Annotated in this window: 12 protein-coding genes and 1 tRNA gene; 12 read left to right on the forward strand and 1 reads right to left on the reverse strand. The window is 49.4% G+C overall.

What is annotated here, in order from left to right; genetic code table 11:
- The first annotated feature begins 10 nt into the window (after nt 1–10).
- The 9 genes from E7747_RS15625 to E7747_RS15665 all read left to right on the forward strand — a co-directional run bounded on the left by E7747_RS15625 (nt 11) and on the right by E7747_RS15665 (nt 10,717).
- Nucleotides 11–1,321: an ABC transporter permease gene (locus E7747_RS15625; protein ID WP_136416914.1), complete on the forward strand. Its 1,311-nt coding sequence runs from the start codon at nt 11–13 to the stop codon at nt 1,319–1,321.
- 9 nt (nt 1,322–1,330) lie between these two features.
- Nucleotides 1,331–2,662 (forward strand): FtsX-like permease family protein, encoded by a 1,332-nt coding sequence (locus E7747_RS15630; RefSeq protein ID WP_123615844.1) that lies wholly within the window; start codon nt 1,331–1,333, stop codon nt 2,660–2,662.
- A 193-nt stretch (nt 2,663–2,855) separates the two neighbouring features.
- Nucleotides 2,856–3,527, forward strand: coding sequence for an ABC transporter ATP-binding protein (locus E7747_RS15635; protein WP_394366309.1), 672 nt, complete (start codon nt 2,856–2,858; stop codon nt 3,525–3,527).
- 35 nt (nt 3,528–3,562) lie between these two features.
- On the forward strand, nt 3,563–4,852 hold the full coding sequence (locus E7747_RS15640; RefSeq protein ID WP_136416916.1) for an ABC transporter permease: 1,290 nt from the start codon (nt 3,563–3,565) through the stop codon (nt 4,850–4,852).
- A gap of 24 nt (nt 4,853–4,876) precedes the next feature.
- Nucleotides 4,877–6,133 carry an ABC transporter permease gene (locus E7747_RS15645; RefSeq protein WP_136416918.1) on the forward strand — a complete coding sequence of 419 codons (1,257 nt, stop codon included), beginning with the start codon at nt 4,877–4,879 and terminating at the stop codon, nt 6,131–6,133.
- 54 nt (nt 6,134–6,187) lie between these two features.
- Entirely contained in the window at nt 6,188–7,672 is a 1,485-nt protein-coding gene (locus tag E7747_RS15650; protein WP_123615841.1) for a TolC family protein, read from the forward strand.
- A gap of 157 nt (nt 7,673–7,829) precedes the next feature.
- On the forward strand, nt 7,830–9,179 hold the full coding sequence (locus E7747_RS15655) for a sigma-54-dependent transcriptional regulator (RefSeq protein ID WP_136416920.1): 1,350 nt from the start codon (nt 7,830–7,832) through the stop codon (nt 9,177–9,179).
- The gene (locus E7747_RS15660; protein ID WP_136416922.1) at nt 9,176–10,540 is read left to right on the forward strand and encodes a sensor histidine kinase; all 1,365 of its coding nucleotides are present in this window, start codon (nt 9,176–9,178) and stop codon (nt 10,538–10,540) included. Before E7747_RS15655 ends, E7747_RS15660 begins: the two co-directional genes overlap by 4 nt.
- 105 nt (nt 10,541–10,645) lie before the next feature.
- Nucleotides 10,646–10,717 (forward strand) — tRNA-Arg (locus tag E7747_RS15665).
- Between the two features lie 169 nt (nt 10,718–10,886).
- Here E7747_RS15665 and E7747_RS15670 read toward each other — a convergent pair.
- The gene (locus tag E7747_RS15670; RefSeq protein WP_136416924.1) at nt 10,887–11,795 is read right to left on the reverse strand and encodes a helix-turn-helix domain-containing protein; all 909 of its coding nucleotides are present in this window, start codon (nt 11,793–11,795) and stop codon (nt 10,887–10,889) included.
- 170 nt (nt 11,796–11,965) lie between these two features.
- Between E7747_RS15670 and E7747_RS15675 the strand changes: the two genes are divergently transcribed.
- The 3 genes from E7747_RS15675 to E7747_RS15685 all read left to right on the forward strand — a co-directional run bounded on the left by E7747_RS15675 (nt 11,966) and on the right by E7747_RS15685 (nt 15,167).
- Nucleotides 11,966–13,003 carry an alcohol dehydrogenase gene (locus E7747_RS15675; protein WP_136416926.1) on the forward strand — a complete coding sequence of 346 codons (1,038 nt, stop codon included), beginning with the start codon at nt 11,966–11,968 and terminating at the stop codon, nt 13,001–13,003.
- Nucleotides 13,004–13,066: 63 nt separating this feature from the next.
- The gene (locus E7747_RS15680) at nt 13,067–13,747 is read left to right on the forward strand and encodes a response regulator transcription factor (protein ID WP_123613334.1); all 681 of its coding nucleotides are present in this window, start codon (nt 13,067–13,069) and stop codon (nt 13,745–13,747) included.
- A complete protein-coding gene (locus E7747_RS15685; RefSeq protein WP_228449206.1) occupies nt 13,725–15,167 on the forward strand; it encodes a HAMP domain-containing sensor histidine kinase in 1,443 nt (480 codons plus the stop codon). The genes E7747_RS15680 and E7747_RS15685 overlap by 23 nt, the downstream gene beginning before the upstream one ends.
- The last annotated feature ends 56 nt before the right edge of the window (nt 15,168–15,223 follow it).

Consider the following 15,223-nt stretch of genomic DNA (forward strand, 5'->3'; position numbering starts at 1 on the left):
CCCCACTCCCATGCAGTTAAAATCGTCATTAAAACAGCTTCTGGTCGAATCCCGTGCAAATCCGGGCTTTACATCGCTCTATGTCGGCGGTGTGGCCTTCGCCGTGGCATTTACCATGATATTCGCCATTATCTACTATGTCCACCTCGCCCCGCTCTATCCTGAATATAACCGCTCGTCGACATATTATATCAACAATCTCACCGTCCGCAACGACAAGACAGGTGCGATGAATCAATCATCAGTCGGAATACCGTTTGTACGCGAATTTGTTGAAAAGTCCAAGAATATAGAATATTCGACAATCGTCTTCCAAAAGCAAGGCTTCATCCAGCCTCCCGACCAGAGCGGCGACTTCAGTGTCAATATCATTGACACGAATCCTGATTTTTTTAGACTCTACTCCTATGAGTTCGTCGTCGGACGCCCGTTCAACGAAGCCGAGACCGAATCAGCCATCAATAACATAGTCGTCGACTCCTCGGTTGCCGACCGTCTGTTCGGAGACCCCGAACAGGCCATAGGCAAAGAAATATCAATAAGCTACAAACCCTACAGAATAGTCGGAATAGTGCGTAGCGGCAATCCTGTAGCCTATATGTCATACGCCAACGTATTCCGCCCTTATACAATCCGCACGAAATCAGACAACACTTCATTAAAGGGCGACAAATGCGACTACCTCGGCTACTACTCTGTGCCCATCAAGTTCAAAGACAGCAGACAGGCCGAAAGATTCCGTGAGGAGCTGACCGAAAAAGTCCGGCGTATCAACGCGGCCGATTCCACAGGCCAGCGGCTCGATATACAGAGTGCTCCCATAAGCCATACCGTCCGAATCCTCTCCCAGCGCAGCAACGGCGAGAATCTTTCAATGACTGAATACCTGAAACCGTTGCTTATCACACTCCTCTTGTTGCTAATAATTCCCGCCATCAACATCAGCGGCATGATAGGCGGACAGATGGACCGGCGTCTTGCCGAAATCGGTGTGCGCCGCAGCTTCGGAGCTACACGCGGACACCTCACCCGGCAAGTGATGTTCGAAAACCTTATCCTAACCCTTTTCGGCGGTATTATCGGATTTGCAATCGCATGGATTATAATTGCGTTCGGACGCAATATGCTATTGAAGCTCATCATCCCGGCGTGGGAATGTATCGACGCTCCGGCCGAAATCAGCACTGAGATGATGTTTGCACCGCTCGTCTTCATCGCAGCCTTGCTCCTCTGCATCATGCTCAATCTTCTCTCGGCCTATATCCCGGTACGCCTGTCCCTCCGGCGTCCCATAATATCATCTCTTAACTCAAAACGCTGATTATCCGCCATGCTTAAACTGATTTATAAAAACCTTCTTGCCCGTCGCGGACGTTACTGCTGGATTTTCATTGAGCTTTGCCTTGTCGCACTCATATCATGGACAGTGCTCGACAAAGTTGTCGTCAACACATACAAGAAGACAATCCCGACAGGCTACGACCTCGACCGCCTCGTGTCATTCCAACTTTCCCAAAAGCCTCACGACGGCGAAAGCGACGAAACCGAAAATACTGACATTGACCGACGTGCGGAAATCGCCCTCGGCCATCTCAACCGCATCCTCGACCGTGTGCGTTCAGACGCGCGTGTCGAATCTGCGACATTTGTCAACGACCTCTCACCCCTGAGCGGGTCAGTCAATGTCAATTCCCTGCCGTCGGGACGTGAAAACGAAGACGGCTTCTATTTTGTCGTACAGTTCTGGCCAGAGACCGATTTCTTCAAGACCTTCGGCATCACTGATGCCAATACAGGTAAAATCTATGACGAGACTTCAATGTCAGGTCGCGATCTGATTATCTCAAAAAGCGTCGCTGACTATCTCTTTCCCGGTGAAAATGCCGTAGGCCGCTTTCTCGAAGAGAATGACAAAAAACACAAGCCGGAAAAACTCAGCGGAATCGTCGGAGTAGTCAACGATGTCATCTATCGCCCGGATCTTGCCATTACACCTATTGTATATAAGACTCGTAAAACACGCGACATTGTCCGCAATGGCGGCATCACATCCATCCAGCCTGTCATCCGTCTCAAAGCCGGAGTCGATGTCAGCAAATTCATCGAGGATTTTTCCCCGGTAGTTGCCACGGAAATCCGTTCAGGCAACATATATTCCCACTCTTTGCAGAGCTTTAAAGAAAAGAATGAAATAATGTCGCGCGACATGAACAATCAGGATTTCATCTCCATGTCAATCGCGTTGTTCTTCTTTGTCAACATTCTTCTCTGCATGGTGGGCACATTCTACCTTCAGACCCGCAAACGTAGCGAGGAGACCGGTGTCATGCGCACCTTCGGAGCCTCACGCGGATTCATCGTGCGCGAAATGCTCGGCGAAGGATTCGTCATCACGACCTTGGCATGGATTTTCGGCTGTTTTCTCTACTGGCTATATATCAAAGACGAAAGTCTTGCGCAACTTGCCTATTCATTCAGCGATGCACCGTCATCCATCCTGAGACAGATGACACCGACATGGATAGATGATTTCACAATTCACTTCTCAGTCGTCTCTCTCATAATCTACTCCATAATGCTCACCTGTGTTCTCCTCGGCATCTATATCCCTGCCGGCAAAATAGCCCGCATAAACCCTGTCGACGCATTGCGCGATGAATAACCCATATCATCGTCGCAAGCTGAGCGGAACCCAGACTTCAATCTTAAAATCGATATTTTCAAACGCCCAAAATAATCAACATTTCCCATCCTCAATCAATTATTTAACCGCGTCATAATTCATGGCATAAGGAAGCCGAAAACCGTATAATCGAGCATTGTGCATTATGGATTATGAACTTAAACAAAAAACTATGGCTATCATCGAACTGAATTCAGTAAACAAAATCTATCGTACCGACGAAATTGAGACTCTCGCACTCGAAAACGTAAACATCGCTATCGAAAAAGGCGAATTTGTCAGCGTAATGGGCCCTTCAGGCTGTGGAAAGTCAACACTGCTCAACATTGTCGGTCTACTCGACACCCCGACCAGCGGAACAGTCAGCATCGACGGAACAACCCTCAGGAAAATGAGCGACAATCGCCTTGCCGCATTCCGCAACGCAAAACTCGGTTTCGTCTTCCAGAGCTTCCACCTCATCAACTCGCTCAATGTTCTCGACAACGTAGAACTCCCGCTTATCTACCGTTCCATGAGCGCATCAGAACGTTTCCGTCGCGTCCGCGAGGTACTTGACCGCGTAGGTCTCAGCCACCGCATGCGCCACATGCCCTCGCAGCTCTCCGGCGGACAATGCCAGCGCGTGGCCATCGCCCGTGCTATTGTCGGAAATCCCGAAATCATCCTTGCCGACGAACCGACCGGTAACCTTGATTCCAAAATGGGAGCTGAGGTCATGGACCTTCTCCACTCGCTCAACAAGGACGACGGACGCACAATCATGATGGTGACCCACAATGAAGAACAAGCCAAACTGACCGATCGCATCATCCGCTTCTTTGACGGCCGTCAGGTTATGTAAAACACCGTGCATTATCACCTTCCACATATACACAAATGAAAACCAATTATATCAGACAGGCATGGGTCTCGATGCGCCAGCAGCCGGTGGTCAGCTCCGTTAGCGTAATCGGCACAGCCCTCGCCATATTCCTCATCATGATAGTGGTCATGATGCAGGAAATCAAAACTGCGCCCTATTCACCGGAAAGCAACCGCGACCGCTGGCTCGTGCAAAGGTACGGTTCAATAAAAAACAAGGCTTGGGGTGAAGACAATTCATCAAACGGACCTCTTGCCTACAACACCGTCAAAGCCGTATTCTATGAAATGGAAACACCTGAAGCCGTGACCGCATTTGTGGGAAGTCCGAGTGTAGCATCACTCTCCGTGTCCGAAAAGCCGGCTTTCGGAGCGGAAAAGCGTGATGTCGACAACGGTTTCTTCGATGTTATGGACTTCAATTTCATTTCAGGCAAACCATTCACCAAAGCCGATTTCGAATCAGCCATACCGATGGCAGTCATCAACGAGTCGACCGCCCGCCGTCTTTTCGGTTCGACAGATGTCACAGGTCGTGAATTCAACATAAACCATGCCCCTTACCGTGTCAGCGGAGTCGTCAGAGATGTCACCAATCTCGCCCTGCTTGCCTATGCCGAAGTCTGGGTGCCGTTTACCACCACAAACACAGCCAACAGCAGCTGGTGTAGCTACATGGGACTGCTTAGTGCGGTGATTCTTGCCAAAGACCCGTCCGATTTTCCTGCCATACGCGAGGAGTACAACCGCCTGTTTGCAAAACTCGGTGACGAAGCAAAAACAGACGGATGGGAATTCATACCGCGCGACCGTCCCTACACACAGGAAGTCACAGTCAACACACCGTGGGCAAACTCCACTCCGGATATGGGCAAAGTGTACCGCACACGGCTGATTGTCTACCTCATCCTCCTAATTGTCCCCGCTGTCAACCTCAGCAGCATGACCCATAGCCGTCTCCAGCGCAGACGCGAAGAAATAGGTGTCCGCCGCGCTTTCGGAGCAAAACGCCGGGAAATCGTGACTGACATATTTATCGAGAATCTTATCATAACACTGATTGCCGGCATCATCGGATTTGCCCTAAGTCTCGTATTCGCCACCATCTGGGGCGGAACGATCTTCATGCCATCCCACGGCTGTTCATCACTATCTCTGACAGGAATAAACCTCGGGACACTCATCCATTGGTCTACATTCGGATGGGCCATGCTCTTCTGTTTCTTCCTCAATCTTCTCAGTACAGGACTTCCGGCATGGCAAGCCTCGCGCACGAATATTGTCAACGCCCTCTCCGGCAAATGATAGTCAACTATTACATCCAAAACAATGAAACGAAAACTACTAAAACAAATACGCAACGAATGGCGCTCGAATCTGTGGCTCGGCATCGAGCTGCTGATTGTCAGTGTGGTAATGTGGTATATCACTGACAATATTTTCTGCAAGACAGCCATACTCAACGAACCGCGCGGTTTCGACACCGATCACTGCTACCTCATCGACTATTCACAGCTTTCAAGCCAAAGTCCCGACTTCATACCTGACCAGACATACGAGGAAGCGAATGCCGACCTGCTGACATTTATCGACCGTCTGGAAAAACGCCCTGAAATCGAATGTGTGGCAATGGGACAGAATGCCTATTTCTACAACAGTTCAAATTCCGGAACTTATATGGCCTGCGATACGTTCAACACCACCGCAGCAGGCTATCTCGTCCGCCGCTACGTCTCTCCTGAGTTCCCAAAAGTGTTCCGCATACATGGCGCTAACGGGGAAAGCCCGGAGAAACTCGCTGAAATTCTTGAAGAACGCAACGGATTCATCATTTCGGACAATGCGTTCAAACGCGGCTACGGTATAGAACACATGAACGAGTTTTTCGGCAAAGATTTCTACAACGGTGCAAATAATGATACACTCGTGCTGAAAGCCTCCTACGTCCCGACACGCTATGATGACTACAGCGCTCTCGAATGGGCAGCCTCAATGATTATGCCATATCCAAAGGAATACTATAGGTCACTCAACGAGATGTTTGTCCGTGTGCGCGACAACATGGACAAAGATTTTATCGAAAATCTGATGAATGATGCCGACCGTCACTTCCGCATCGGCAACTACTACATCGCCTCAGTCAGATCGTTTGATGACATACGCACCATCCATCAGCGCAGCGAGAGTTCGGAAATGCGCAACTATTTAGTCGGAGCGCTCTTCCTTGCCATAAATATTTTCCTCGGGCTGCTCGGCTCTTTCTGGTTCCGCACCCGGCAGCGTGTCCCAGAAATAGCCATACGTAAAGCAAACGGTGCTACTCGCTCCGACATTTTCCGTCGTGTGATAGGCGAAGGGCTTCTGCTCCTGCTAATCGTGACACCGATTGCTGCTGTCATCGACTGGATTATCGCCCATTTCGAGCTCAACAGCTATTATAACGGAGCGTTTTTCGATCCTCTGCGCTTCATTGGCTGCATTCTGATTTCATCTGCATTCATGGCTCTGATGATAGTCCTCGGAATCATGATTCCGGCCAACCGGGCTATGAAAATCGCTCCGGCCAAAGCCCTTATGTCAGAATAACAGGCCGACATGCCATAACCATAGATATCATAACAGCTTTTAATACCTCTATATATGAAGATCTTCCGACAGTTAATGTTATCCCTCGCGCTCGCAGTCTCGATGACTGCGGGTGCAAGCGGAGAAACCACGCGGACCATAACACTCGACGAAGCCATACTCCGCGCCCGCAGCAGTAGCGTCGATGCCGCCGTTGCTCTCAACGAGCTGCGCACGGCCTACTGGACCTACCGGACATATCGCGCCGACCTTCTCCCTGAAATCAACTTTAACGCTACAGTCCCCTCCTATCGGAAGAGCTATAGCGCCTATCAGCTTGAAGACGGATCATATACCTTCGTCCGCAACAACAACCTCCAGATGTCGGGTGAAGTATCAATCGACCAGAATATATGGCTGACAGGCGGAATGCTGTCACTCAACACGTCGCTCGACTTTCTCAAGCAGCTTGACGGAGCGAAATATAACCGCTTCATGTCCATCCCCGTCGCGCTGACACTCTCCCAGCCGATTTTCGGAGTAAACAATATCAAGTGGAACCGCCGCATCGAGCCGGTGCGCTATGCCGAGGCCAAGGCCAAATTCATCAGCGCGACCGAACAGGTGGCCATGACGGCCATCAACTACTACTTCTCGCTGCTGCTGTCAAAAGAAAATGTCAATATTGCCAACCAGAATCTCGCTAACGCCGAAAAGCTCTATGAGGTTGCAAAAGCCAAGCGCGACATGGGACAGATAAGCAAAAACGACCTACTTCAACTGGAGCTCAATCTGCTCAATGCACGTTCAAGCCTGACGGATTGCGAAAGCCAGTATAAGTCCGACATGTTCCAGCTGCGTGCATTCCTCGACATTGAAGCCGACGTTACGCTCGATCCGGTTGTCCCTGCCGAAATTCCATACGCACTTGTAAATTACGATGACGTGCTTGAAAAAGCACATGCCAACAATAGTTTTTCCAAAAATATCCGTCGCCGCCAGCTTGAGGCCGACTATGAGGTAGCCCGCGCCAAAGGCAGCCAGCGCCAGATAACACTCTACGCACAGATCGGTTATACAGGGACGGCTGATAAAATGGGACTTGCCTACGACCGTCTTAAAGACAACCAAGTGGTTGAAATGGGATTTAAAATACCGATTCTTGACTGGGGCAAACGGCGCGGACAGGTAAAAGTGAGCGAGAGCAACCGCGATGTGGTGACAAGCCGTCTGCGAAAAGAACAGATGGACTTCGACCAGAATATATTCATACTCGTCGAACGTTTCAACAACCAGCGCCAACAGCTTGAAAACGCTCTTCGTGCCGACACGATAGCTCAGCGTCGCTATGACACCAACGTCGAGACATTTCTCATCGGCAAGATATCCACTCTCGACCTCAACGACTCTCAGGTCAGCAAAGACGAAAGCCGGCAGGCATACATCAACCAGCTCTATCTCTACTGGAACTACTACTACCAGCTACGCAGCGTTGCTCTCTGGGATTTCTCGACCAACACCGGCATTGACCGCGACATCGATGCCATAGTCCGTAACTGACCTGAACCACCACGCCTCATAACCGGATTCTTTTCCGGCAATCCTGTTACTCTCCCATCTTCACGAAAACACACGCCATCGCTTAGTCACGGTATAAATCCAAGACAAAAAATCATTTTCTCATTATTACGTTAATATTAAATTGTAAATTTGCATCATGATTCTAATTGTAGATGATGACCCGGGCATTCGACTATCGTTGCGGTTATTGCTGACACGCAACGGCTATGAAGTAGTCATGGCTTCCAACCCTAAAGAAGCCATGACTGTCGTGCGCTCAGCTAAACCCGAGCTCGTATTGCTCGACATGAACTTCTCGCGCGCAACATCCGGCGACGAGGGGCTGACGCTGCTAAAACAGATGAAAGTCTTCCATCCCGATGTCCCGGTCATACTCATGACCGCATGGGGAAGTATCCCTCTCGCTGTCGAAGGAATCCATTCCGGAGCATTCGACTTCATCACCAAACCGTGGGACAACGCATCGCTCCTCCAGCGTATCTGTGTCGCGTTGGATCTGAACAGTACCAAACCGGCCGACAGTGAGTCAGACGCAGCCAGACCGAAGTTCGACCGTTCATTCATCATCGGACGCTCTCCGGCGCTCATGAACATCCTCAACACCATCGAACGTATAGCCGCTACCGATGCCCCAGTGCTTATCATGGGCGAAAACGGTACAGGCAAGGAACTGATTGCCGAAGCTATCCACCGCAACAGCCTGCGGCGCGAAGGCTCGATGGTCAAAGTAAACCTTGGAGGCATATCCTCGTCTCTTTTCGAAAGCGAGATGTTCGGCCATAAAAAAGGGGCGTTCACCGGTGCTGTGGCCGACCGTGAAGGCCGTTTCGGTGTAGCCAACGGAGGAACTATCTTTCTCGATGAGATCGGAGAACTTGATTTCAACTGTCAGGTGAAATTGCTCCGCGTATTGCAGGAACACACCTACGAGATGCTCGGCGACAGTCATCCAAGGCGCACCGACGTGCGCGTGATTTGTGCCACAAACGCCAATCTCCCTGCTATGGTCAACGACCGGACATTCCGCGAGGATCTTTTCTACCGTATCAACCTCATAACCGTCACACTCCCTCCGCTGCGCGAACGCAGCGATGACATTCCGTTGCTTGTTGACTATATGGTAGACCGTCACTGCAATATTTCCGGACGCGAAAGACCTGATATAACGCCAGAAGCGATGGACTATCTGTCATCACTTCCTTATCCGGGTAATATACGTGAGCTTAAAAACCTTGTGGAACGGACTCTGCTCGTTTCGCCGGCCACACATCTCGATGCCAGCGACTTCCGCGCTCAATACACGGGATTACCCCTCTCACCCTCAATCGGGATACAGGAATCATTGACACTCGAATCAAAAGAACGCATCGCGATTGAAAACGCTCTCGCGCAGTCGGGCGGTAACCTCACACGGACGGCCGCCTTGCTCGGCATCAGCCGTCAGGCGCTCTACCGGCGCATAGAAAAATACGGGATTACTCTATGAGAGTTCGATGGATTTTCATACTCATCATCATGATGCTTGTCGCCTCAATCGTGACAAGCTTCATGATTTCCGGCGAAAATAATTCAATCGTCGGCTGGATTGCACGCCTCTCATGCGTGCTCGCACTGATGCTGATGGTTATTTTCTACTGGAAAATCATGAAACCACTCCGCAGCATCACCAACGGTGTCAATCTACTGCGCGCCCAAGATTTCAGCAGTCGTCTTGCCCATGTCGGCCAACGCGAATCCGACATGATTATCGACATGTTCAACCGCATGATGGACTCTCTGAAAACCGAACGCCTCCGCATGCGCGAGCAAAACCATTTCCTTGACCTCCTCATAGATGTCTCACCTATGGGTATTGTGATTCTCGATGACAACAACCGCATAACCGGTGTCAACCCATCGGCAAGAACTTTTCTTGAAATAAGTCCCGACAGCCCGATTCCCGGACTCAGACTGACCGACATCGACACCCAGCTTGCCCAATCACTGTCACGGCTTGCAAAAGGCGAGACAGTGACAGTCAGGCTCAGCGACTCCATGATTTACCGCTGTTCGCGGCTTTCGTTCATGGACAAAGGATTCGCCCATCCGTTCATCCTCATCGAAAAACTCACTGAAGAGGTGATGAAAGCCGAAAAGAAAAGCTACGAGAAGGTTATCCGCGTAATCGCACATGAAGTAAACAACACAATGGCCGGAGTCAATTCCATGCTCACCACCGCAGAAGCCATTCTGAATGAAAATCAGGAGAAAAACGCGGATATTCTTGAGGTCATAAACGTTTGCGAAGGGCGTTGCCACGACATGAGCAGTTTCATTACCGCATACGCTAATGTTGTCAAGATACCTGAAGCCGAGCTTATCTCCACCGATCTCAACGAACAGCTGCGCCGATGGGAAATCATGCTTGAAAGTCTCTGCCTCGGACATCTGGTATCGCTTGAATTCCATCTGTCGTCAAATAACATCCCGGTACTTCTCGATTCGGTACTGATGGAACAGGTGATGATCAATATCATCAAAAATTCTGTCGAAAGCATCGACAGCAGACATGCCGGCGAATTTCAATCCGTCAGCGACACACCAGTCGGCTATAAAGGCAGAATAATCGTTGCGACATCATCAAATCCACCAATGATAACTGTCACTGACAACGGTGCCGGAATCTCGGACGAGACTGCCAGCATGCTCTTCAGTCCATTTTTCTCCACCAAGGTCAACGGACATGGCATCGGTCTGCTATTTATCAGCGAAGTCCTCCACAAACACGGCTGCCGCTTCTCGCTCTCCACTGCCGCCGACGGTCTGACACGATTCAAAATCGCGTTCTCACCCCTCCTACGGCCGTGAAGAATATACCTAAACCGGGCTCGAATTAAGCCAAAAACAGTTTAAACATGTCCGATTGATTGCATTATTCCATAAAAATTCCTACCTTTGCATCATCGAATTTTCGCCTTGGTAGTTCAACGGATAGAATGGGAAATTCCTAATTTTCAGATAGGGGTTCGATTCCCCTCCGAGGTACAAACAGCGGTAGACAAAAGACGCTAAAAGAAAATAACGAACGAAGAATCAGCAACTTAGCAATTGCTGGTCCTTCGTTTTGTTGCTTATATTTACCTTTATTCTGTTGTCTAGGGCTACCTGAGGGCTACCTAATACATAAGTCCGGCAATTTGCCGCTTATTATTTCTCAATTCTGCTCGATCATCCGGCGGTATTCACTCGGACTTTGCCCTACCACCCGCTTGAACAGGCGCGTGAAATGAGCCGGATACTCAAATCCGAGGTCGTAGGCAACTATACTGACATCGTCGCTGCTGACCGACAGACGATGTTTTGCCACAGAGATTACATGACGGGTGATTATCTCCTTTGCAGTAAGCCCGGTTTCCTTCTTAATCAGTTCGCCGAAATATCCCGGTGTCAGATTCGCAAGGTCAGCAAAATAGCCGACTGTCGGAGTTCCGTTTTTCTTCGCATCACTGTCGTAATACAATTTCAGCGCCTGCTCGAACTGGGCCACCACATCTGAGTTAACCTTATGACGCGTTATGAACTGGCGGTCATAAAAACGGTGAAGATATTCAAGCAGCAACTGTATGTTCGCAGAAAGCAACGCAGCCGAATGGTGGTCGACAGAATGTTGCAGCTCCCGGTCTATCTTGTGGAGACAATCAAGGAAGATTTCCCGTTCCTCCTCCGACAGATGAAGCGATTCCATCTCTGAGAAATCAAAGAAACTGAACGAAGAAATTTTATTAGCAAGAGGTGTCCCGTAAATCAAATCGGGATGAAACATCAATCCGACCACATCGGGAGCGATTTCTTCGACATCCATGTCGACATCTATTATCTGGCCCGGAGAAAAACTGACGACTGTCCCCTCCTGATAATCATATTTCTTACGGCCATATCTGATTGAACATGCCACACTGTTTTTAAGGAACAAGGCATACACACCATAATTCAGACGTACATGGTTGATACACTTATCGGCATTTTTCAGATCAATGACCGTGACAAGCGGATGGCGCGTGGTCAGGCCATAAAGTTTATTATAAGCGTCGATTGAATCGAGATTGATTGTTTTTCTTTCCATATCGCGAATTTACAGCTTATTTTTCAATAAATTATCATCCGGAAGAATAAAGGTAGAAATATCGGCAATAGTGTAAAAACCGGCGTAACACGACAAACCTTAGAGCTACATTTGTCACGGATAATGCTTACCTTTGTAAACGCGACACAATAACCACGTATAATACAGAGATGAAAGCCTATACCTACATTGACAAAGGCCGCTTTGAGCTGACCGACAAACCAAAGCCTGAAATAGCCGCACCTGACGACGCGATAGTCCGCGTCACCCTTTCAAGCATCTGTTCCTCAGATCTGCATATCAGACACGGCAGTGTCCCGCGTGCGGTCAAAGGCATTACCGTGGGCCATGAAATGGTCGGCATAGTTGAATCCGTCGGCAGTGGGGTGACCTCGGTGAAACCCGGCGACAGAGTGACAGTAAACGTAGAGACCTTCTGCGGTGAGTGTTTTTTCTGCAAGAAGGGTTTTGTCAACAACTGCAGCGACCCTGACGGCGGATGGGCTCTCGGATGCAGGATCGACGGAGGACAGACATATTACGTCCGTGTTCCGCACGCCGACTGTGGACTTAACAAAATTCCTGACAATGTGACTGACGAACAGGCTCTGTTTGTCGGCGATATCCTTGCCACCGGCTACTGGGCTGCCAGAATTTCGGAAATATCGCCAGATGACACCGTTCTCATAATCGGTGCAGGCCCGACAGGTCTTTGCACCCTCCAGTGCGTGCTCCTTCATAATCCTGCCAACATTGTCGTATGTGAAATTGACCGTACACGCCGTGATTTCGTCAGACAGCACTACCCGCAGGTCACAGTCACCACCCCTGAAGACTGCCTGAAAACAGTCAGGACTCTCAGCTCACACGGAGGCGCAGACAGGGTGATTGAGGTCGCAGGAAACGCCGAAACATTCCGTATGGCATGGGAATGCGCACGGCCTAATGCCATTGTAACCATCGTCGCCCTCTATGACACTCCACAGATGCTGCCGCTCCCCGACATGTATGGCAAGAATCTTACATTCAAGACCGGCGGTGTCGACGGGTGTGACTGCGAAGAGATTCTCCGGCTGATTGCCGGAGGCCACATCGACACAACCGCGATGATAACCCACCGCTATCCACTCAGCCGGATTGAATCGGCCTACAGGACTTTTGAAAACAGACTTGACGGTGTGATAAAAGTCGCCGTCTATCCTGACTGAACCAATCAACCTGTCGACACATTGTTGTATATAGCAATTACAAAAACCATCACGAACAGACCAATGAGCCAACATAAATTATTAGTAGTCGATGACGAAGACACCCTTTGCGAAGCGCTCAGATTCAATCTTGAAATTGAAGGCTATGATGTCGACGTGGCCCACAGCGCCGAAGAGGCATTGAAACTCAGCCTTGAAAACTACTCCCTCATACTCCTTGACGTTATGATGGGCGAAATCAGTGGTTTCAGAATGGCACAGATCATGAGAGCCAATCCCAAGACAGCTGACGTACCTATAATCTTTCTTACGGCAAAAGACAATGATGACGACATGATTGCCGGACTGAAACTCGGCGGTGACGACTACATCACAAAGCCTTATTCCATCCGCAACGTCCTCGCACGCATTGAAACAGTATTACGCCGCACAAGAAACATCTCCACCAACCACGACATTGTAAAATATCAGGGTATTGCCATCGACACAAATTCCAAACGGCTTGAAATCGACGGAAACGAAATCAGACTTCCTAAAAAGGAACTTGAAATTCTCCAGCTGCTCCTCACAAACCGCAACAGGGTCTTCTCGCGCGAAGAAATCCTGAACATAGTGTGGCACAACGAAGCCGTCGTAGTCGACCGCACGGTAGATGTCCACATCACACGGCTGCGCAAACGTCTGGGTGAATACGGCCATCATATAATAACCCGTTCTGGCTATGGATATGGTTTCAGTGAATAATTCTCTCCGTTACAGCCAAAAACTTTTCCTGCTGCTCGTTCTCTTTGCATGGGCACTTCTGGCATGCTTCCTCACGTTTCAGTACGAAAGAGAAAAATCATTTAAAGTCATTCAGCTAAATTCATCGCTCCAGCTATTCAACGCCAAGATGGCCGAAGCTATAAAGGACGGCATCACACCCGAAGAATTTCTTGCCGGGACGAAACTTCCGTTTGACAGCCTGCGCGTATCGGTCATCAGTCCTGACGGCAATGTGAAGTTCGACAACTCAGCCGCCACACTCCCCAATGACAGCCACCTGACACGCAGTGAAATCTCCAAGGCATTGAAAACCGGCAGTGGCTACACCCTCCGGCGACACTCAGAGTCAACCGACAGGACTTATTTCTACTCGGCCTTGTATGACGGCCATACGATTGTACGCTCCGCCATCCCCTACACATCGATTTCTCTTCTGGAACTTCTCAAAGCCGACAGGGGGTTCATCTACTTTATGTGTGTAGTCACGCTGATTCTCATCGTTGTAGCCTATTTCGCCACGAGAAAGCTCGGCACAAACATCACACGCCTGAATAATTTCGCAAAAAAAGCCGAACGCGGCGAGCGCATCTATGCCGACGAGTCATTCCCTGACGATGAACTCGGCGAGATTTCAAGCCATATCGTCATGCTCTATGCCAAGCTTCAGGAGGCAAATGCCGAATGTGACCGACAGCATCTTTTAGTGCTGAAGGAAGAAAAGGAGAAAATCCGCATCAAAAAACAGCTGACCAACAACATTAACCATGAGCTGAAAACACCGATTGCCTCCATACAGGTCTGTCTCGAAACCATTGAATCGCATCCCGACATGGACCGGTCGAAACGAGAAGAGTTCATCAGGCGTGCCCTTAAAAATTGCCATAGGCTCAGAAGCCTGCTGACAGATGTCGCAACAATCACACGTATGGAGGACGGATTTAACCACATAGAGAAATCTCCGGTCAATCTCTCAGCTATAATTCAAGAGTGTTTCGACGACGCACGCCACAAAGCCCCATACATGGAGTTTGAGATAGACATTCCCGCCAATATAATCATCAACGGGAATCACGACATACTTAAATCGATTTTCTCAAACCTGCTTGACAACGCAATGGCCTACAGTGGCGGCAATAAAGTCACTCTTTGTCTGACTTCCGAAAGTCCGGCTGACTATTCATTCTCTTTTGCTGACAATGGTTCAGGGGTCGAAAACAGGCATATACAACATTTGTTCGAGCGGTTCTACAGAGTGGATAAAGGACGCTCTCGCTCTGCGGGAGGGACAGGTCTCGGACTTGCAATTGTCAAAAACGCAGTCATATTCCATGACGGTCACATAACTGTCCGCAACCGCCACGGTGGCGGTCTTGAATTTGATTTCACACTTTCAAAATAATATTGACGCCCGTTGCCTTTATAATCTGCAACGGGCGTCGCGCGCTGAAAGTGATG

It is taken from the genome of Duncaniella dubosii, assembly GCF_004803915.1.
Taxonomy (GTDB): domain Bacteria; phylum Bacteroidota; class Bacteroidia; order Bacteroidales; family Muribaculaceae; genus Duncaniella; species Duncaniella dubosii.